The sequence below is a fragment of the Pseudoalteromonas sp. Xi13 genome, assembly GCF_003952205.1.
In the GTDB taxonomy this organism is placed as follows: domain Bacteria; phylum Pseudomonadota; class Gammaproteobacteria; order Enterobacterales; family Alteromonadaceae; genus Pseudoalteromonas; species Pseudoalteromonas atlantica.
On sequence record NZ_CP034439.1, the window covers coordinates 3538131 to 3553219 of the forward strand.

At 41.7% G+C, this 15089-nt stretch carries 13 protein-coding genes; 12 read left to right on the forward strand and 1 reads right to left on the reverse strand.

The window, feature by feature from the left end; genetic code table 11:
* Window positions 1-6 precede the first annotated feature (6 nt).
* Window positions 7-1785, reverse strand: coding sequence for a DUF885 domain-containing protein (locus EJ103_RS16015; RefSeq protein WP_126008585.1), 1779 nt, complete (start codon window positions 1783-1785; stop codon window positions 7-9).
* 355 nt (window positions 1786-2140) lie between these two features.
* On the opposite strand from EJ103_RS16015, the gene EJ103_RS16020 reads away from it, so the two are divergent.
* From EJ103_RS16020 to EJ103_RS16075, 12 genes are all read left to right on the forward strand, one after another.
* Window positions 2141-3127, forward strand: a complete 987-nt coding sequence (locus EJ103_RS16020) for a GGDEF domain-containing protein (protein WP_055019619.1) — start codon at window positions 2141-2143, stop codon at window positions 3125-3127.
* 95 nt (window positions 3128-3222) lie between these two features.
* Window positions 3223-3978 (forward strand): bifunctional demethylmenaquinone methyltransferase/2-methoxy-6-polyprenyl-1,4-benzoquinol methylase UbiE, encoded by a 756-nt coding sequence (gene ubiE, locus EJ103_RS16025; RefSeq protein WP_004587478.1) that lies wholly within the window; start codon window positions 3223-3225, stop codon window positions 3976-3978.
* Between the two features lie 11 nt (window positions 3979-3989).
* Window positions 3990-4673 carry an SCP2 sterol-binding domain-containing protein gene (locus EJ103_RS16030; RefSeq protein ID WP_126008587.1) on the forward strand — a complete coding sequence of 228 codons (684 nt, stop codon included), beginning with the start codon at window positions 3990-3992 and terminating at the stop codon, window positions 4671-4673.
* 9 nt (window positions 4674-4682) lie between these two features.
* Window positions 4683-6287 carry a ubiquinone biosynthesis regulatory protein kinase UbiB gene (ubiB, locus tag EJ103_RS16035; protein WP_121638146.1) on the forward strand — a complete coding sequence of 535 codons (1605 nt, stop codon included), beginning with the start codon at window positions 4683-4685 and terminating at the stop codon, window positions 6285-6287.
* A gap of 79 nt (window positions 6288-6366) precedes the next feature.
* Window positions 6367-6621, forward strand: a complete 255-nt coding sequence (gene tatA / locus EJ103_RS16040; RefSeq protein ID WP_004587475.1) for a Sec-independent protein translocase subunit TatA — start codon at window positions 6367-6369, stop codon at window positions 6619-6621.
* 11 nt (window positions 6622-6632) lie between these two features.
* Entirely contained in the window at window positions 6633-6956 is a 324-nt protein-coding gene (gene tatB, locus EJ103_RS16045; RefSeq protein WP_232423994.1) for a Sec-independent protein translocase protein TatB, read from the forward strand.
* A gap of 48 nt (window positions 6957-7004) precedes the next feature.
* On the forward strand, window positions 7005-7745 hold the full coding sequence (tatC, locus tag EJ103_RS16050; RefSeq protein ID WP_126008589.1) for a twin-arginine translocase subunit TatC: 741 nt from the start codon (window positions 7005-7007) through the stop codon (window positions 7743-7745).
* Between the two features lies 1 nt (window position 7746).
* Window positions 7747-8277, forward strand: a complete 531-nt coding sequence (locus EJ103_RS16055; protein ID WP_126008591.1) for a hypothetical protein — start codon at window positions 7747-7749, stop codon at window positions 8275-8277.
* Window positions 8277-9062: a TatD family hydrolase gene (locus EJ103_RS16060; protein ID WP_126008593.1), complete on the forward strand. Its 786-nt coding sequence runs from the start codon at window positions 8277-8279 to the stop codon at window positions 9060-9062. The genes EJ103_RS16055 and EJ103_RS16060 overlap by 1 nt, the downstream gene beginning before the upstream one ends.
* Window positions 9062-10909: a diguanylate cyclase gene (locus EJ103_RS16065; RefSeq protein ID WP_126008595.1), complete on the forward strand. Its 1848-nt coding sequence runs from the start codon at window positions 9062-9064 to the stop codon at window positions 10907-10909. Before EJ103_RS16060 ends, EJ103_RS16065 begins: the two co-directional genes overlap by 1 nt.
* 12 nt (window positions 10910-10921) lie before the next feature.
* The gene (hemB, locus tag EJ103_RS16070) at window positions 10922-11932 is read left to right on the forward strand and encodes a porphobilinogen synthase (RefSeq protein ID WP_029772896.1); all 1011 of its coding nucleotides are present in this window, start codon (window positions 10922-10924) and stop codon (window positions 11930-11932) included.
* 130 nt (window positions 11933-12062) lie between these two features.
* On the forward strand, window positions 12063-14792 hold the full coding sequence (locus tag EJ103_RS16075) for an ExeM/NucH family extracellular endonuclease (RefSeq protein ID WP_126008597.1): 2730 nt from the start codon (window positions 12063-12065) through the stop codon (window positions 14790-14792).
* Window positions 14793-15089 lie beyond the last annotated feature (297 nt).

A 15089-nucleotide genomic window follows, 5' to 3' on the forward strand; every position in this document is an offset into this window, starting at 1 on the left:
AGATAATTAGCTTTGTGCGTTTTCAAGCTCAGCTTTTATATACAAACGAACTTGCTCTTCAAGCACTGATAACGGCACTGAACCATGACGCAATACTTGATGATGAAACTCACGAATATCAAAACGTGGCCCAAGCGCTTGCTCGGCCTCTGTGCGTAAACGCTTAATAGTCAGCTCGCCAATTTTGTACGACAAAGCTTGCCCCGGCCACGAAATATAGCGGTCGGTTTCGGTTTTAACATTGTGTAATGAAAGCGCCGTGTTTTCGCTCATAAAGTTCATAGCGCGCTCGCGGCTCCAACCGTACATGTGCATACCTGTATCAACCACTAAACGAGCTGCACGCCACATTTCATAGGTTAAACGGCCAAACCGGCTGTATGGGTCTTGGTAAAAGCCTGCTTCTATACCTAAGTATTCAGAATAAAGCCCCCACCCTTCACCAAAAGCCGAAAGGTAGGCATCACGTCGGTAGCTTGGTAAGTTTTCAAGCTCTGCATTAAGCGATATTTGTAAATGATGCCCTGGTACGGCTTCGTGTAAGGTCAGCGCCTCTAATACATACAACGGGCGCTTATCTAGCGCATATGTATTAACCCAGTAATAACCTGCTTGATCGCTTCGGCTCGAGCCAACATAGCGACCTGTTGTATATTTAGGGGCTATATTTGCAGGTACAGGTGCAACGCCATAGGGCATACGTGGCAGTGTATGAAATAACTTAGGCAGCTGCGCGTCCATTTTTTTAGCTATATAAGCAGCTTCTTTTAATAGCTGCTCTGGAGTGGTGGCGTAAAATTGCGGATCGGTACGTAAAAAGTGGATAAAATCGGCAAACGTGCCTTCAAAGCCTACTTCTTTAATTATTGCCTGCATTTCACTGCGGATACGCGCCACTTCAGATAACCCCAGCTGATGTATTTCATCAATGCTCATATTTGTGGTGGTGTAATACTGTGCGCGGTTTTTATAAAACGCCTTGCCATTAGGGGTTTGCGAAATACCAATCGTAGTACGTGCACCCGGCTGATATTGCGTAGTAAAAAATGTTAAATACGCTTTGTAAGAGGCAATAACATCGTTTTTTATGATGCGTTTAGCTTTTTGCTGCAACGCTTTAAAGTCGTTTTCACTTAGCCCTGCTGTGTTCGTTTTAAACGGGGAGTAAAAGTCTGACTGTGTTACATCATCTACTATGTATGCGCTTATTGAGTCTTCATACCCAGCTAATACCGCTTGTGGCTGAGTAAGCCCCGTTTCGAGCCCCTTTTTCATCCAATGTATATTTTGCTCAAAAAAGCGCGGCACTTGTTCAAGGCGGGCTAAATACGTTTCTAACTGTTGTGGTTGCTTGTACTGCGAACTATTAATCATATAAGACAAGCTAGAATGGAACCCATACTCAGAAGTTAGCGGCATGTAGTGCGCATTAAATACATATTCATCAACACTGTTTTGTACTTGCGCACGAATAATACTGAGGTTAATACTGTTTTCACTTGAAAGCTGGTCGCTATCAATTGCATCTAAACGACTTAATAATGCTGTTTTTTCCTCATATTGCTGCTTTAAAAATTCAGCCGATAAATTAGGTAATAAATAGCCATCAACCCCTTCAGGCTGAGTGTAGGGATTAACACGTTTGCGGTAATCAACAATACTTTGCGCCACTTGTTCAAATTGTGTGTTTGCGTTGGGGCTTGTTAATGTACATGCGCTTAGCGTGCCAAAAAGTGATAGCACAAGCAGTGTGCGGCAAATTCGCGGGGGTAAGGAATAATTCATTTTAGTTTTACTTAACCATACAATAGATTTCACAAAACTATCGTAGGCTGAGTAAATAGCAAGATAAATGCGATTAATCTCAATAACACACGCTTAATTGGAGCGGGTAAAATAAGCTGAATCCGCCTAAATTAAGCTAAATACGTGCTCTTTGATGATAAAATCAGCTATTAGGCAGCAAAAGTAAAAAATTAAGTTCACTAATACTGGTTTTTACTTTTAAATAGCCTGCTTAACGATTATTGTAGTAAAAAAATAATAAAGCTTGGATGCATTGCCGCCTCATAGAAGAGTTATTTTAATGTGTAATTTAATGCGTACTTAGTTGGTAGTTAAAATGATGTTCCATGATTCCATGGCTGTAGCTCAAGAAAAAATGACGAATGTATGCCTGTTTTTAGAACGTCATACGCTGCCTCCCTCTCCGTTAAATTACCACGTTGCCTATACCTATATTAGTAAAGTAAATCCTCAGCTAAATAACGCCATAGACGAGGCCATTACTAATAAAGCCCAAATTGATAGTATTTTGATTGAGCAGCTCTACTTTGAGTTTTTAAACGAAGGGCATACCACGCAAGTGGCAATGATTAATAACGTAAATGGGGTTATTGATTCATTGTCGCGCAATGCGCAATCAACCGAAAAACAAATTGTTAGCTTTGCCGGCCAAGTAAGTGAGTGCATGCACACGCTTGATGAGAATAATATAGAGCAAAGCCGCCAAGCACTCGATACGTTAAACACCCAATCAGCCACGTTACTTGAGCAACACAAGCACTTTAAACACGAGCTATATAAAGCTAAAAAGTTACACGAAAAAACCCAAAAACAGCTGGCGCAATTACGTAAGCAGCACATTATTGACTCACAAACGGGGCTGTATAAACGTCATTATTTAACGCAGCAAACCCAACTATGGAGCAACCAAGACAAATCAATTTGCGCAATTGCTATTCAAATAGATAATTTAGATCATTTTGTAGATAATTACGGCGATATAATTGGCGAAGTTATTTTGAACAAAGTAGCTAAACAAGTAAAAAAATATGTTTTTCAAAGTGGTTTACCTGGGCGCACAGCAAAGGACCAATTTACCGTATTACTGCCAGATATAGACCCCGAAACCGCCAATGTTATTGCTGAAAAAGTGCGTAATGGCGTAGAAAAGCTTCGTTTTGTTAGCTCAAAAAGCGGCACTAAGCTGCCTGGCATTAACTTATCTTTAGGCATAGCGCAGCAACTCAAAAATGATGACTTTAACCAGTTAGCTAAAAAAGCCTCGCAAGCGGCATTTAAAGCACGCTCACTGGGGCAAAGTAGCTTTACAGCTGGCCACTAGGTTTTACGCTAAATTACCTGATAAATCATATTCAAATTGCACCTGCAGTATACAATCAAGTACACTAGTCTTTATTGCCACGATAGAGACTAACCATGAACGAAACAGAGCAAAAGACCACGCATTTTGGCTATAAAACCGTAGCCGAAAACGATAAAGCCTCAATGGTTGCAGACGTATTTCACTCGGTTGCAGCAAAGTACGATGTAATGAACGATTTAATGTCTTTTGGTGTACATCGATTATGGAAACGTCAAACTATAGCCAGCTCAGGTGTGCGCAAAGGCCACCACGTCCTTGATTTAGCAGGCGGCACTGGCGACCTAACAGCAAAATTTAGCCAACTAGTCGGTGACACCGGCCAAGTGGTTTTAGGCGATATTAACTCATCAATGTTAAAAGTGGGCCGCGAAAAACTGCACAACTTGGGTTTAGTCGGCAATATCGACTACGTGCAAATGAATGCCGAAATGCTGCCATTTCCAGATAACAGCTTTGATGTGATCACGATTGCCTTTGGCCTACGTAATGTAACCGATAAAGACAAAGCTCTTCGCTCTATGTACCGTATATTAAAGCCAGGTGGACGTTTATTAGTATTAGAGTTTTCCAAACCTGAGCATGAAATTTTAAGTAAAGCGTACGATTTTTACTCGTTCAATCTATTACCAACTATGGGTAAAGTAGTGGCGAACGATAGCGAGTCATACCAATACTTAGCTGAGTCGATTCGTATGCACCCAGACCAAGAAACCTTAAAAGCAATGATGGAAGAAGCAGGCTTTGAACAAACAACGTATCAAAACCTAACCGGTGGTATTGTTGCACTGCACCGTGGTTTTAAATATTAAGGCAGGCAGTTATGGCGTTTGAGCAAAAAAGCGAGCAAGTGGTCGCAGCAAAACCCGATTCGCAGTTTTTTATGTTACCTAATTTTGTACTTTCGCTTATAGAGCGAGTGCTTAATAAGGTACTGCAACTCGACGCCACCTTAATAGATAAGCTCAGTGCCGTTAAGCACAAACCATTAAAGGTCGAAATCCGCAATTGGCAGCAGCAAATAGTATTAACCTTTGATGGTAAACTATTACACCTTTACAGTGCCAGCGATGAAGATAGCGCAGAGTGTATGATCAGCGCAGATATAGATACACTTATGGCGCTTAAAGACCCAGCCATGCTTACACAGCTCATTCGTCAAGATAAGCTAGACCTGCAAGGCGACTTAAACGTCGCTCAGGCGTACAGCGCCGCATTTTCTGGGCTAGATATAGATTGGCCTGAGCAACTATCGCACTATATTGGCGATGCGCCCGCACAACAACTTTACATACAGCTAAACGCTTTACGCAGTAAAGAGCGTAAAGCGCGTCAGCAAATTAGCACCACATTAACCAGCCTATGCCAAGATGAGCTCGCTGTAACTATTCACCCTTTAGAGCTTGAACAATTTAAACAACAAAACCGAGTGTTAAAAGGGCAAGTGGCCGCTATTGAACAACGCATAAATGCATTAATCAACTCTTCTAACACCAACAGCCGCTAAGGATTTTTTGTGTCGACTGCTCGATTGTATTACATCACTAAAACATTACTTAGCTACGGATTAGATGAGTTAATACCAAAACAAAAAATACCTTGGTACGCTAAAATTGCGCGTGGTAGCTTGTTTTGGTTACGTAACCAGCACAAAAATAAGCCCGCGGGCTTGCGCCTGCGCTTAGCCTTGCAAGAGCTTGGCCCTGTGTGGATTAAGTTTGGCCAAATGCTTTCTACCCGCCGAGACTTACTTCCTCACGACATTGCGTTAGAGCTTGCTTTTTTGCAAGACCAAGTCGAGCCTTTTGAGGGCGAACTTGCCCAAAAAATAATTGAAAAAGCGCTCGAAATTAGCGATATAAGCCAGTTATTTAGTGAGTTTTCGCAAACCCCATTGGCCTCAGCGTCTATTGCACAAGTGCATACTGCTAAGCTAGTTGATGCCCATAACAATACCCAAGATGTTGTTATAAAAGTGATTAGGCCAAACATAAAAACACAAATTAATGCCGACTTAGCACTTATGGAAAAGCTCGCTAAAGTACTTGCCAATGTACACAGCGAAGCAAAAAGGTTACGCCCTGTCGAGGTGGTGAAAGAGTATAAAAAAACCTTGTTAGATGAGCTCGATTTAATGCGCGAAGGCGCAAATGGCATACAACTTAAGCGTAACTTTGAAGGCTCTGATTCGTTATATATCCCGGCTGTTTATAGCGATTATAGCCGCAGTAACGTTTTGGTTATGGAGCGTATTTACGGAATCCCGGTCTCAGATACTGAGTCGTTAATTGCGCAAAATACCAATATGAAATTACTCGCTGAGCGCGGTGTAGAAGTGTTTTTTACGCAAGTATTTAGAGACAGTTTTTTTCATGCTGATATGCACCCTGGCAATATATTTGTCTCTCGCGAGCACCCTGAAAACCCCATGTATATTGGTATCGACTGTGGCATTGTTGGCACATTAAACAAAGAAGATAAACGCTATCTCGCTGAAAACTTTATCGCCTTTTTTAATCGTGACTACCGCCAAGTTGCTCAGCTACATGTTGACTCGGGCTGGGTTCCACCTGATACCAGCATAGAAGAGTTTGAATTTGCAATTCGTACCGTGTGCGAACCTATATTTAATAAGCCGCTGGCTGAGATATCGTTTGGCCATGTACTCGTTAATTTATTTAACACCGCACGCCGCTTTAACATGCAAGTACAGCCGCAGTTAGTATTATTACAAAAAACGTTATTATACGTTGAGGGCTTAGGGCGTCAGCTTTATCCTCAGCTTGATTTGTGGAAAACCGCTAAGCCATTTTTAGAAGATTGGGTAAAACAACAAGTTGGACCGTTATCAGTAATGAAACAAATGTATGCTAACTTGCCATTTTGGGCTGAAAAAATGCCAGAACTACCTGATTTAATTTATCAAAATTTAAAACGTAGTCCGCAAATACAGCATTCTCAGCCAAGTAAAGTGTCACACAAAGCGCTAGTACTTAGCCTATTTGGCAGTGCTACACTGATTGTATCGGCACTGTGTTATCTGCAGCACGACCTCATAGCGGCAGGCGTAACATTAGCAGCGTCTGCAATTAGCTTTATTGTGGCGTGGCGTAACACATAAACTAAGTGCTATTTATGCCACAGGGCGTATAATTAGTACTTAAAATAAACATTTAAGCATTTATCAGTTGGAGATAACCATGGGGTTAGGTGGCATTAGTATTTGGCAATTATTGATTGTTTTAGCGATTATCGTACTTCTTTTTGGTACTAAAAAACTACGCGGCATGGGTGGTGATTTAGGCGGTGCAGTAAAAGGGTTTAAAAAAGCCATGTCTGATGATCAAACTAAAGAGACTGAAAGCGAAAAAGCAGAGCAAATCCAAGAGTCTCAAAAAGCAGCGCCAACACAGACACAAAGCACTGAAAAAACCAAAGACGATACTAAGGTTTAAGCAATATGGGAATGTGGGAGCTCGTTGTTGTTTTTATTGTTGGCCTAGTGGTACTTGGCCCTGAGCGGTTACCGGTTGCCATTCGCACCGTAATGCGCTGGGTAAAAACCGTTAAGTCGATGGCCAACTCAGTTAAAGCAGAAGTGAGTGAAGAGCTACGCATACACGAGCTTCACGAAAACCTAAAAAAAGCAGAGCAACAAGAGCTTAAAGATTTAAGCCCTGAGCTACAACAATCGGTTGATGAACTGCAAAAAGCAGCGCAGTCGGTTACTCATAGCTATAAAAACACTTCAAGCACGTCATCTAACGAACAACTCGATGAAAAAAAGTGAAATTAATTCCCCTATTTGTGGTCAACTTATTACGTGGTATAAAAAATAATGTCTGAACAAGCTAAATCAGGGTTCGTCGCTCACTTAATTGAGCTGCGCGATCGGCTTATTAAATCACTTTTTAGTATTTTAGTGATATTTATTGGCCTAGTGTATTTTGCCAATGATATATATGAGTTTGTAGCCGCCCCTTTAGTCGCACATTTACCAAGCACTGCCACTATGATAGCTACCGATGTTACGGCACCGTTTTTTGCACCGTTTAAGCTAACGCTATTTGTCGCCTTGTTTGGCTCTATTCCGTGGATATTGCATCAAATTTGGGGATTTATAGCACCTGGCTTATACCAACACGAAAAACGCATGCTAATGCCAATTTTGGCCTCGAGTATTTTGCTATTTTATGGCGGTATCGCTTTTTGCTACTTTATAGTGCTTCCTATTATATTAGGCTTTTTTACTAGTGTAGGGCCGCAAATGATGACCCTAGCACCGGATATTAGTAGCTATTTAGGATTTGTACTTAAGCTATTTTTTGCATTTGGTGTGGCGTTTGAAATACCCGTAGCCATAATGTTGCTATGTTGGAGTGGCGCTACAACCACGCAGAGTTTAAAGCAAAAACGCCCTTATATTGTGGTTGGTGTATTTGTTGTGGCGATGTTTTTAACACCGCCCGATGTGTTATCACAAACACTATTAGCACTTCCTATGCTGCTTTTATTTGAGCTAGGGTTAATTTTAGCGAAATTTTATAGCGCTAAAGAACAACAGGAATCTGAGGAATAAAATGAAAAAACAACTACTCTCACTACTGGTTTTACTAAGCGCACCGACGTTTGCAGCGCAAGAAATTAACGTGCAAGCTTTGCAAGCATGTAGCTTTATTGAAAACGACTTTAACCGTTTACTATGTTATGACAACACAGTGGCAGGTAAACCACTTACTAAGCCTAGTGAGAAAAAAACCCTTACCCCACCAAAAGCCGTAACCAATGTATCGCCAAACGTAAGTGCACCTGTTGCAGCTGTTTCTAAAGCAGCGCCTGCTGCTAAAGCAGATGATTTTGGCCTTGAGCATAAAGAGCTCACTAAAGATAAAGACGAAAATATCACAGCGTCAGTATCATCAGTTAGAAAAGCCCCTTATGGCGAGCTCATTATTACCCTTGATAACGATCAGCAATGGCGTCAAATTGGTTCTGACAGTCTTAAATTAAAAGAGTCAGACACAGTAGTTATTAGCCGCGGTGTATTTAATTCTTTTTTACTTCGTAAAGATGGTCAAAACCGCTCAATCCGTGTGAAGCGCACTCAGTAATGACCTACACGTTAGTTGATGCAGGCGTTAATTTAACCAATCACCAGTTTGAAGGTGAGCATCAGGCCATTATTGCCCGCGCAAATGCCGCGGGCGTGCAAGCTATGTTACTGATCGGCTGCGATGTGCCTAGTAGCGAACAATCGCTTACATTAGCAAAACAATATAATCAGTTTTCTACTGCTGGCGTGCATCCACATGACGCCAAAGACGCCACCGATGAACTTGAAACCACTTTAACGCAGCTTGCTAGTAACGATTGCGTTGTGGCCATTGGTGAGTGTGGGCTTGATTATAATCGCGATTTTTCTCCTCGCGATATTCAGCGCAGCGTATTAAAACGCCAGTTAGCGTTAGCTGAAAAACTAAACCTACCTGTTTATTTACACGAACGTGACGCAAGCGAAGATATGCTAAATATTTTGGCTAACTATAACGTACGTGGCGTGCTGCATTGCTTTACGGGCAATGCCCAAGCACTTAAAGATTATTTAGAATTAGGCCTTTATATTGGCATTACTGGGTGGGTGTGTGACGAGCGCCGCGGTAAAGCATTGCAACAATTGGTGCCAAGTATCCCGCTTGAGCGGTTATTAATAGAAACCGATGCGCCTTTTTTAATTCCACGCACAATAAGCCCTAAACCAAAATCACGTAAAAATGAGCCCGCTTATCTTAGCTATGTGTGTGAAACACTCGCTAAGCTTTATAACGTTGAACCAAGTACTATTGCCACCCATAGTACGGCTAACTTTTATAGCTTATTTGATATAGCAGGTCGCTAATGACAAGCCCAAAGGCGCTATTTAGCCTATTTATGCTCCTTTGTTCATTTTGCAGTGTTGCAAACCCCGTAATTTCTGAAAATTTTAAAGCAATAAAAATAGACACCCTGAGCTATTCGTTTACGCCCACCACAGCAAACAATGCCTACCATGAGGTTAACGACTGGCAAACCGTAAGTGATAAGCCATTAAATTTAGGGTTTGAACAACGCCCTGTATGGGTCAAGTTTACAGTTAAAAATACCTTAAATAACAATATAAGCCCTATTTTATCGCTCGATAACCCGCTGTTAAATGAAGCGCAAATTTTTCATTTTTATAATTCAGCACTGCTCTCACACATGCAAACTGGCGATAACTTTAAGCTCTCATCACGGCTAATAAAAAGTGAATCTTTATTAGCAACCTTGAGGCTGCCGGCAAATAGTATTAGCACCGTAATAATGAAGGTTAACAACAGTGCTGGGCTACGCATCCCGCTGACTTTATGGCAACCAGATGCCTACCTAGCGCATAAAGGTAAACTTAATTTAATTTATGGCTTACTCATTGGTTTTTTATTTTCATTGGCCATAAGTTGCTTGGTTTTGTATGGGTTTTCGCGCAAGTTGTATTTTGCTTATGCAGGCATTATTACGCTGACCTTAGGTGTGCTACTGGCTTATTTATGCGGTTTTGGCGCTCGTTATTTTCATCCAAATTCGCCTTCATTACAGCAAGTAATGATACCTGTTTTACTAATGCTCACTACGCTTGCTTTTGTGCCGCTACAAAAACAACTGTGCCAACCTAAAGCCTCTAAACTACTAAAATGGCAAACCATTGTTGCTAATATTTACGCAATTAGCCTGCTGTTTATGTGGGCTTTACCTAGCACAGTGTTTACCCCATTTAGCTTACTGGCGAGCCCGATTGTTATTATTTATTGCTTGGTAAGCGCCTACATCTGCCAGCAAAACGCGCCTTCAAAACCAATTCAAGCACTGCTAATTGCACTCATGCTATTTTTACTTGTTATGGTGTACCTTATTATTGCTGTATTTGGCTTATATCCTTTAGGTAGAAGTAGCTTAGCTTTTGTTTTTATGTGCTTTTTTGGTAGTACATTTTGCCTATGTTATGGCGTTATGAAGCGCTTTATTTTAGAACGTGATGAACAAGTTATTGCTCAACAAACCTTGATTGCTGAAAATGCAGCCCAAGATACACTATTAAATGAGCGGCTCGCGCTGCAAGCCCAAACACAAAAAGAATTAGAGTCGTTAGTTGATGAGCGCACCTTTGAGCTACAGGTCACTTTGCGTGAACTAGAAGATAAAAACCGCGAGCTTGAGCTACTTAATATGGAAGACGCGCTGAGTGGCGTTAAAAATCGTCGCTTTTTTGATAAAAAATTAGTGATGGAACTGCGTCGCTCTCGGCGTGAACAAACGCCTTTGAGTATGATTATGCTCGATATAGACCGGTTTAAACGCGTAAATGATAACTACGGGCACTTAACCGGCGACCAAGTAATACGCGCTGTAGCCGACATTATAAAACAGCATTTAAAACGCCCGTTGGATGAAGTGGCTCGCTACGGCGGCGAAGAGTTTGTTGTTTTGCTACCTAACACCCCAAAAGAGGGGGCTGTTGATATTGCTGAAAAAATTCGCCAAGCCGTAGAGAGTAATACCGTAAACGTAGCCGGAACATCCGTAAAAGTAACCATTAGTGCTGGCGTAAACAGCGCTGTAGTAAACGATATTAGTAACCCTGAGCTATTTACAGACGACGCAGATAAAGCGCTCTATTTCGCTAAACAACATGGCCGAAATCAAGTAATTAGTTTTCCAATTCCACAGTAGGAGCTTAGTAACATGGCCCAATCAGGACTCGACCTTTTCCCATATACCCGCATGCGTAGAATGCGCCGCAGTGATTTTTCTCGCCGTTTAATGGCCGAAAACCAACTATCGGTAAACGATTTAATTTTTCCGGTATTTGTACTTGAAGGTAAAAACCGCCGCGAAGCAATTGAATCAATGCCAGGAATTGAGCGTTTATCAATTGATTTATTGCTTGAAGAAGCTAAAGAGCTTGTAGATTTAGGTGTACCTGCCGTCGCTATTTTTCCGGTAACCCCTGCTGACAAAAAGTCTTTGATGGCCGAAGAAGCCTACAGTGAAGATGGCTTAGCACAACGCACAGTTCGTGCTTTAAAAGAAGCTTTTCCTGAGCTTGGGGTTATTACCGATGTAGCCCTTGACCCATTCACTACTCATGGCCAAGACGGCATTATTGATGATGAAGGTTATGTAATTAATGACATAACCACTGAAATTCTTGTTAAGCAGGCGCTTTCTCACGCCGAGGCAGGCGCAGATGTGGTTGCGCCCTCTGACATGATGGATGGCCGTATTGGTGCTATTCGCGAAGCACTTGAAGCAGATGGACATATTCACACACGCATAATGGCTTACTCAGCTAAATATGCCTCTAGCTATTACGGGCCGTTTAGAGACGCTGTTGGCTCTGCAGGTAACTTGAAAGGGGCCGACAAAAAAACGTATCAAATGGATCCTGCCAACTCTGATGAGGCTATTCGTGAAGTGGCACTTGATTTACAAGAAGGCGCCGACATGGTGATGGTGAAACCCGGTATGCCGTACCTTGATATTGTTCGTCGTGTTAAAGATGAGTTTGGTGTACCTACTTTCGCATATCAGGTCAGTGGCGAATATGCAATGCACAAAGCGGCAATCGATAACGGCTGGTTGAGTGAAGAGGCCACAATTATGGAATCATTACTGGCATTTAAACGCGCCGGAGCGGATGGTATTTTAACGTATTTTGCCAAGCAGGCCGCGCAATGGCTGCAAAATAAGTAAACATGTTATCAAAGGCGGTACGCCGCCTTAATTTTTTTACAACCATTAACATATTTGTATTCTTTTTGTCATTTAGATTGCCTAAACTGGTGTCCCATTTTGGGATTTAAATACACGGGAATAATAAAAAATGTTAAAAACGAAAATAACGCCACTGGCGCTTGTATTAGCAAGCCTCAGTGCACCAGCCTCCGCCGATCTAATCATTTCTGAATACATCGAAGGCAGCAGCAACAATAAAGCGATTGAGCTTTATAACAATGCTGATACAGAGCTTTCTCTTGAAGGTTATACTTTAGGACTTTATTCAAATGGTAGTAGTTCGGTAGGTAACTCAATTGATTTATCAGGCACATTGGCTGCCAATACCACCTATATAATTTCAAACCCTAGTGCTGACGCTGCCATTCTTGATATTGCAGATGAAACCAGCACAGTAACTTACTACAACGGTGACGATGCCCTTGTTTTAACTAAAGATGGTGTGGTGGTTGATAGCTTTGGCCAAGTGGGTGTTGATCCTGGCTCTTTTTGGTCTGATGATACCGTACAAACTCAAAATAAAACCTTACGAAGAAAAAATAGCATCACAACGGGTCGAACTGACTCAACTGCAACTTTTAATCCTAGCGATGAATGGGAACAGTTTGATATTGACACCTTTGACGGCTTAGGCTCGCATGCTGGCGATGGTGGTACGGCTCCTGCGCCAGACCCTGAGCCAGAACCATTAGAACCGCTTGTATGTGGCGCAGATAAAACGCTAATTAGCGCTGTGCAAGGTTCTGGTGAAGCAAGCCCGTTAGTAGATACCCTTGTTGAAATTGAAGGTATTGTCACTGCCGATTTTCAAGGTGAAGATGGCTTAGATGGTTTCTTTGTGACCTCGCTTGCTGCAGATGTAGATAACGACCCAATGACCTCTGAAGGTCTATTTGTATACTTTACTGATACCGATGTAAATGTAGGTGACCACGTGCGCGTACAGGGTACGGTTGATGAATACTATGATTCAACACAACTTGCAGATGTAACACAAATTGCAGTATGTGGTACTGACGAAGTGGCCTCTGCAACCTCAATAAGCTTACCTTTAGAGAGCCAAGCTGACCTAGAAGCTTATGAAGGTATGCTAGTAAGCCTAGATCAAACACTTGTAGTTACTAACAACTACGGCTTAGGTCGCTATGGTGAAGTAGAGCTAGCCACTGAGCGTTTATACCAAGGTACTCAAGTTGCATTGCCAGGTGATGCAGCCAATGCTGTTGAAGCGGCTAACTTGACTAAAAAAATCTTATTAGATGATGGCTCTACAGCTCAAAACTCAGATCCAACGGCTTACCCAGCGCCAGGCCTATCGGCAGAAAATACTCTACGTACCGGCGATACTGTAAATGCGGTAACAGGGGTAGTTACATACAGCTTTAGCACGTATCGCATTCACCCAACAGTTACACCACAGTTTATAGCGACTAATGCGCGTGAAGATGCGCCTGAGCAAAGTGAAGAAGCCGATTTACGAATCGCCAGCTTTAACGTACTTAACTACTTTAACGGTGATGGTCAAGGCGGTGGTTTCCCTACTAGCCGTGGTGCAGACTCAGAAGAAGAGTTTGTACGTCAAGAAGCAAAACTTGTAAGTGCTATTAGTGCAATGCAAGCTGATGTTGTTGGCTTAATGGAAACTGAAAATGATGGCTTTGGTGAGTTCAGTGCTATAGCAAGTTTAGTAAATGCATTAAACGATGCTGACAGCGCTAACAACTACGCGTTTGTAGATTTTAACGTAGCCCAAATTGGTAGCGACGAAATCACCACTGCCCTTATTTACCGCGCAGATAAAGTAGAAGAAGTAGGCACAGCCGCTATTACTACTGATTACCCGTTTGATTACAGCAACCGTGCCCCAATTGCACAAAGCTTTAAGTCACTTTCAACAGATGAAGTATTTACTGTTTCTGTAGCCCACCTTAAATCTAAAGGGAGCTGTGGTGATGATAACAACGACGACCTAGGTGATGGCCAAGGCTGTTGGAATGAAATTCGTACCGAAGCTGCTGATGCGTTTACTGATTGGTTAGACAACAAACCTACTGGCGTAGATGACGAAGATATCATTCTTGTTGGTGATATGAACGCTTATGCAATGGAAGATCCAATCCGTAAGTTTGATGAAAAAGGCTATAAAAACGTAGTCGCAGAGCTTGATGGCGATACACTAAGCTACTCTTATAGCTTCTCTGGTCGTGCAGGTAGCCTTGACCATGCTTTAGCAACCGAGTCTTTACTAAGCAAAGTTGTTGCAGCAAATGATTGGCATATCAATGCTGATGAGCCTATCGTGCTTGATTACAACCTAGAGTTTAAGAGCGAAGGTCATCAATCTACGCTATACGCAGAAGGGCCATACCGTGCATCTGATCACGACCCTGTTATTGTTGATATAAAATCTGAAGTAGTACTTACCCCTGAAGAGCAAACACCGGTAGTTGCACCTGATCAAATATTCACAGTAGATGAAAACAGCGCTGTAGGCACTGTGATTGGCACACTTGATTTTAGCGACCCTAATGCTGATGTATCACCTGTGGTTAAATTTATCGTATCAGGTAACGATTCTGTATCAATTAACGAGCAAGGTCAGTTAATTGTTGCAAGCGAAGTAGATTACGAGTTTGAAAATCGTATTACCCTTACAGTACAAGCAGAGGATAGTGTAGGTAACGTATCTGAAGCACAAACGGTTGTAGTAAGAGTAAACAACCTACGTGGTGATGACGATAACGACTCAGGCTCATTGTTTTGGTTATCTCTTTTATTAGCGCCACTTTCATTAGTGCGCAGATTTAAGAAAAAATAACGAGTGATTTGTATTAAAGCCGCATTTTTGCGGCTTTTTTTATGCTTATAAAAATGTAATTCAGACAAGCTTCAGTAAACAACCCTTAATATCTTCCATACCGTTTATTAACTATTAATAGAATTAGCCGCGCAACAAATACATTAAATGAGTATTTTTTACACATAAGCCGTAGTTAAAACCCTTTTTAATAAATTTAACTGTTGAAATGTAAACACTTTATTTACGGATTAAAAGTTGCACTATAAGTTCGTCACCCTTGTGTAGTAGTTAAGTAACAAACCCTAAGCGTAAAAA

Bases quoted from the DNA above. Each gene is read 5' to 3' on its own strand.
- EJ103_RS16015 (WP_126008585.1), bottom strand. From the start codon at position 1,785: ATGAATTATTCCTTACCCCCGCGAATTTGCCGCACACTGCTTGTGCTA.
- EJ103_RS16020 (WP_055019619.1), top strand. From the start codon at position 2,141: ATGGCTGTAGCTCAAGAAAAAATGACGAATGTATGCCTGTTTTTAGAA.
- EJ103_RS16060 (WP_126008593.1), top strand. From the start codon at position 8,277: ATGACCTACACGTTAGTTGATGCAGGCGTTAATTTAACCAATCACCAG.
- EJ103_RS16075 (WP_126008597.1), top strand. From the start codon at position 12,063: ATGTTAAAAACGAAAATAACGCCACTGGCGCTTGTATTAGCAAGCCTC.
- tatB (WP_232423994.1), top strand. From the start codon at position 6,633: ATGTGGGAGCTCGTTGTTGTTTTTATTGTTGGCCTAGTGGTACTTGGC.
- hemB (WP_029772896.1), top strand. From the start codon at position 10,922: ATGGCCCAATCAGGACTCGACCTTTTCCCATATACCCGCATGCGTAGA.
- ubiE (WP_004587478.1), top strand. From the start codon at position 3,223: ATGAACGAAACAGAGCAAAAGACCACGCATTTTGGCTATAAAACCGTA.
- tatC (WP_126008589.1), top strand. From the start codon at position 7,005: ATGTCTGAACAAGCTAAATCAGGGTTCGTCGCTCACTTAATTGAGCTG.
- EJ103_RS16065 (WP_126008595.1), top strand. From the start codon at position 9,062: ATGACAAGCCCAAAGGCGCTATTTAGCCTATTTATGCTCCTTTGTTCA.
- tatA (WP_004587475.1), top strand. From the start codon at position 6,367: ATGGGGTTAGGTGGCATTAGTATTTGGCAATTATTGATTGTTTTAGCG.
- EJ103_RS16055 (WP_126008591.1), top strand. From the start codon at position 7,747: ATGAAAAAACAACTACTCTCACTACTGGTTTTACTAAGCGCACCGACG.
- EJ103_RS16030 (WP_126008587.1), top strand. From the start codon at position 3,990: ATGGCGTTTGAGCAAAAAAGCGAGCAAGTGGTCGCAGCAAAACCCGAT.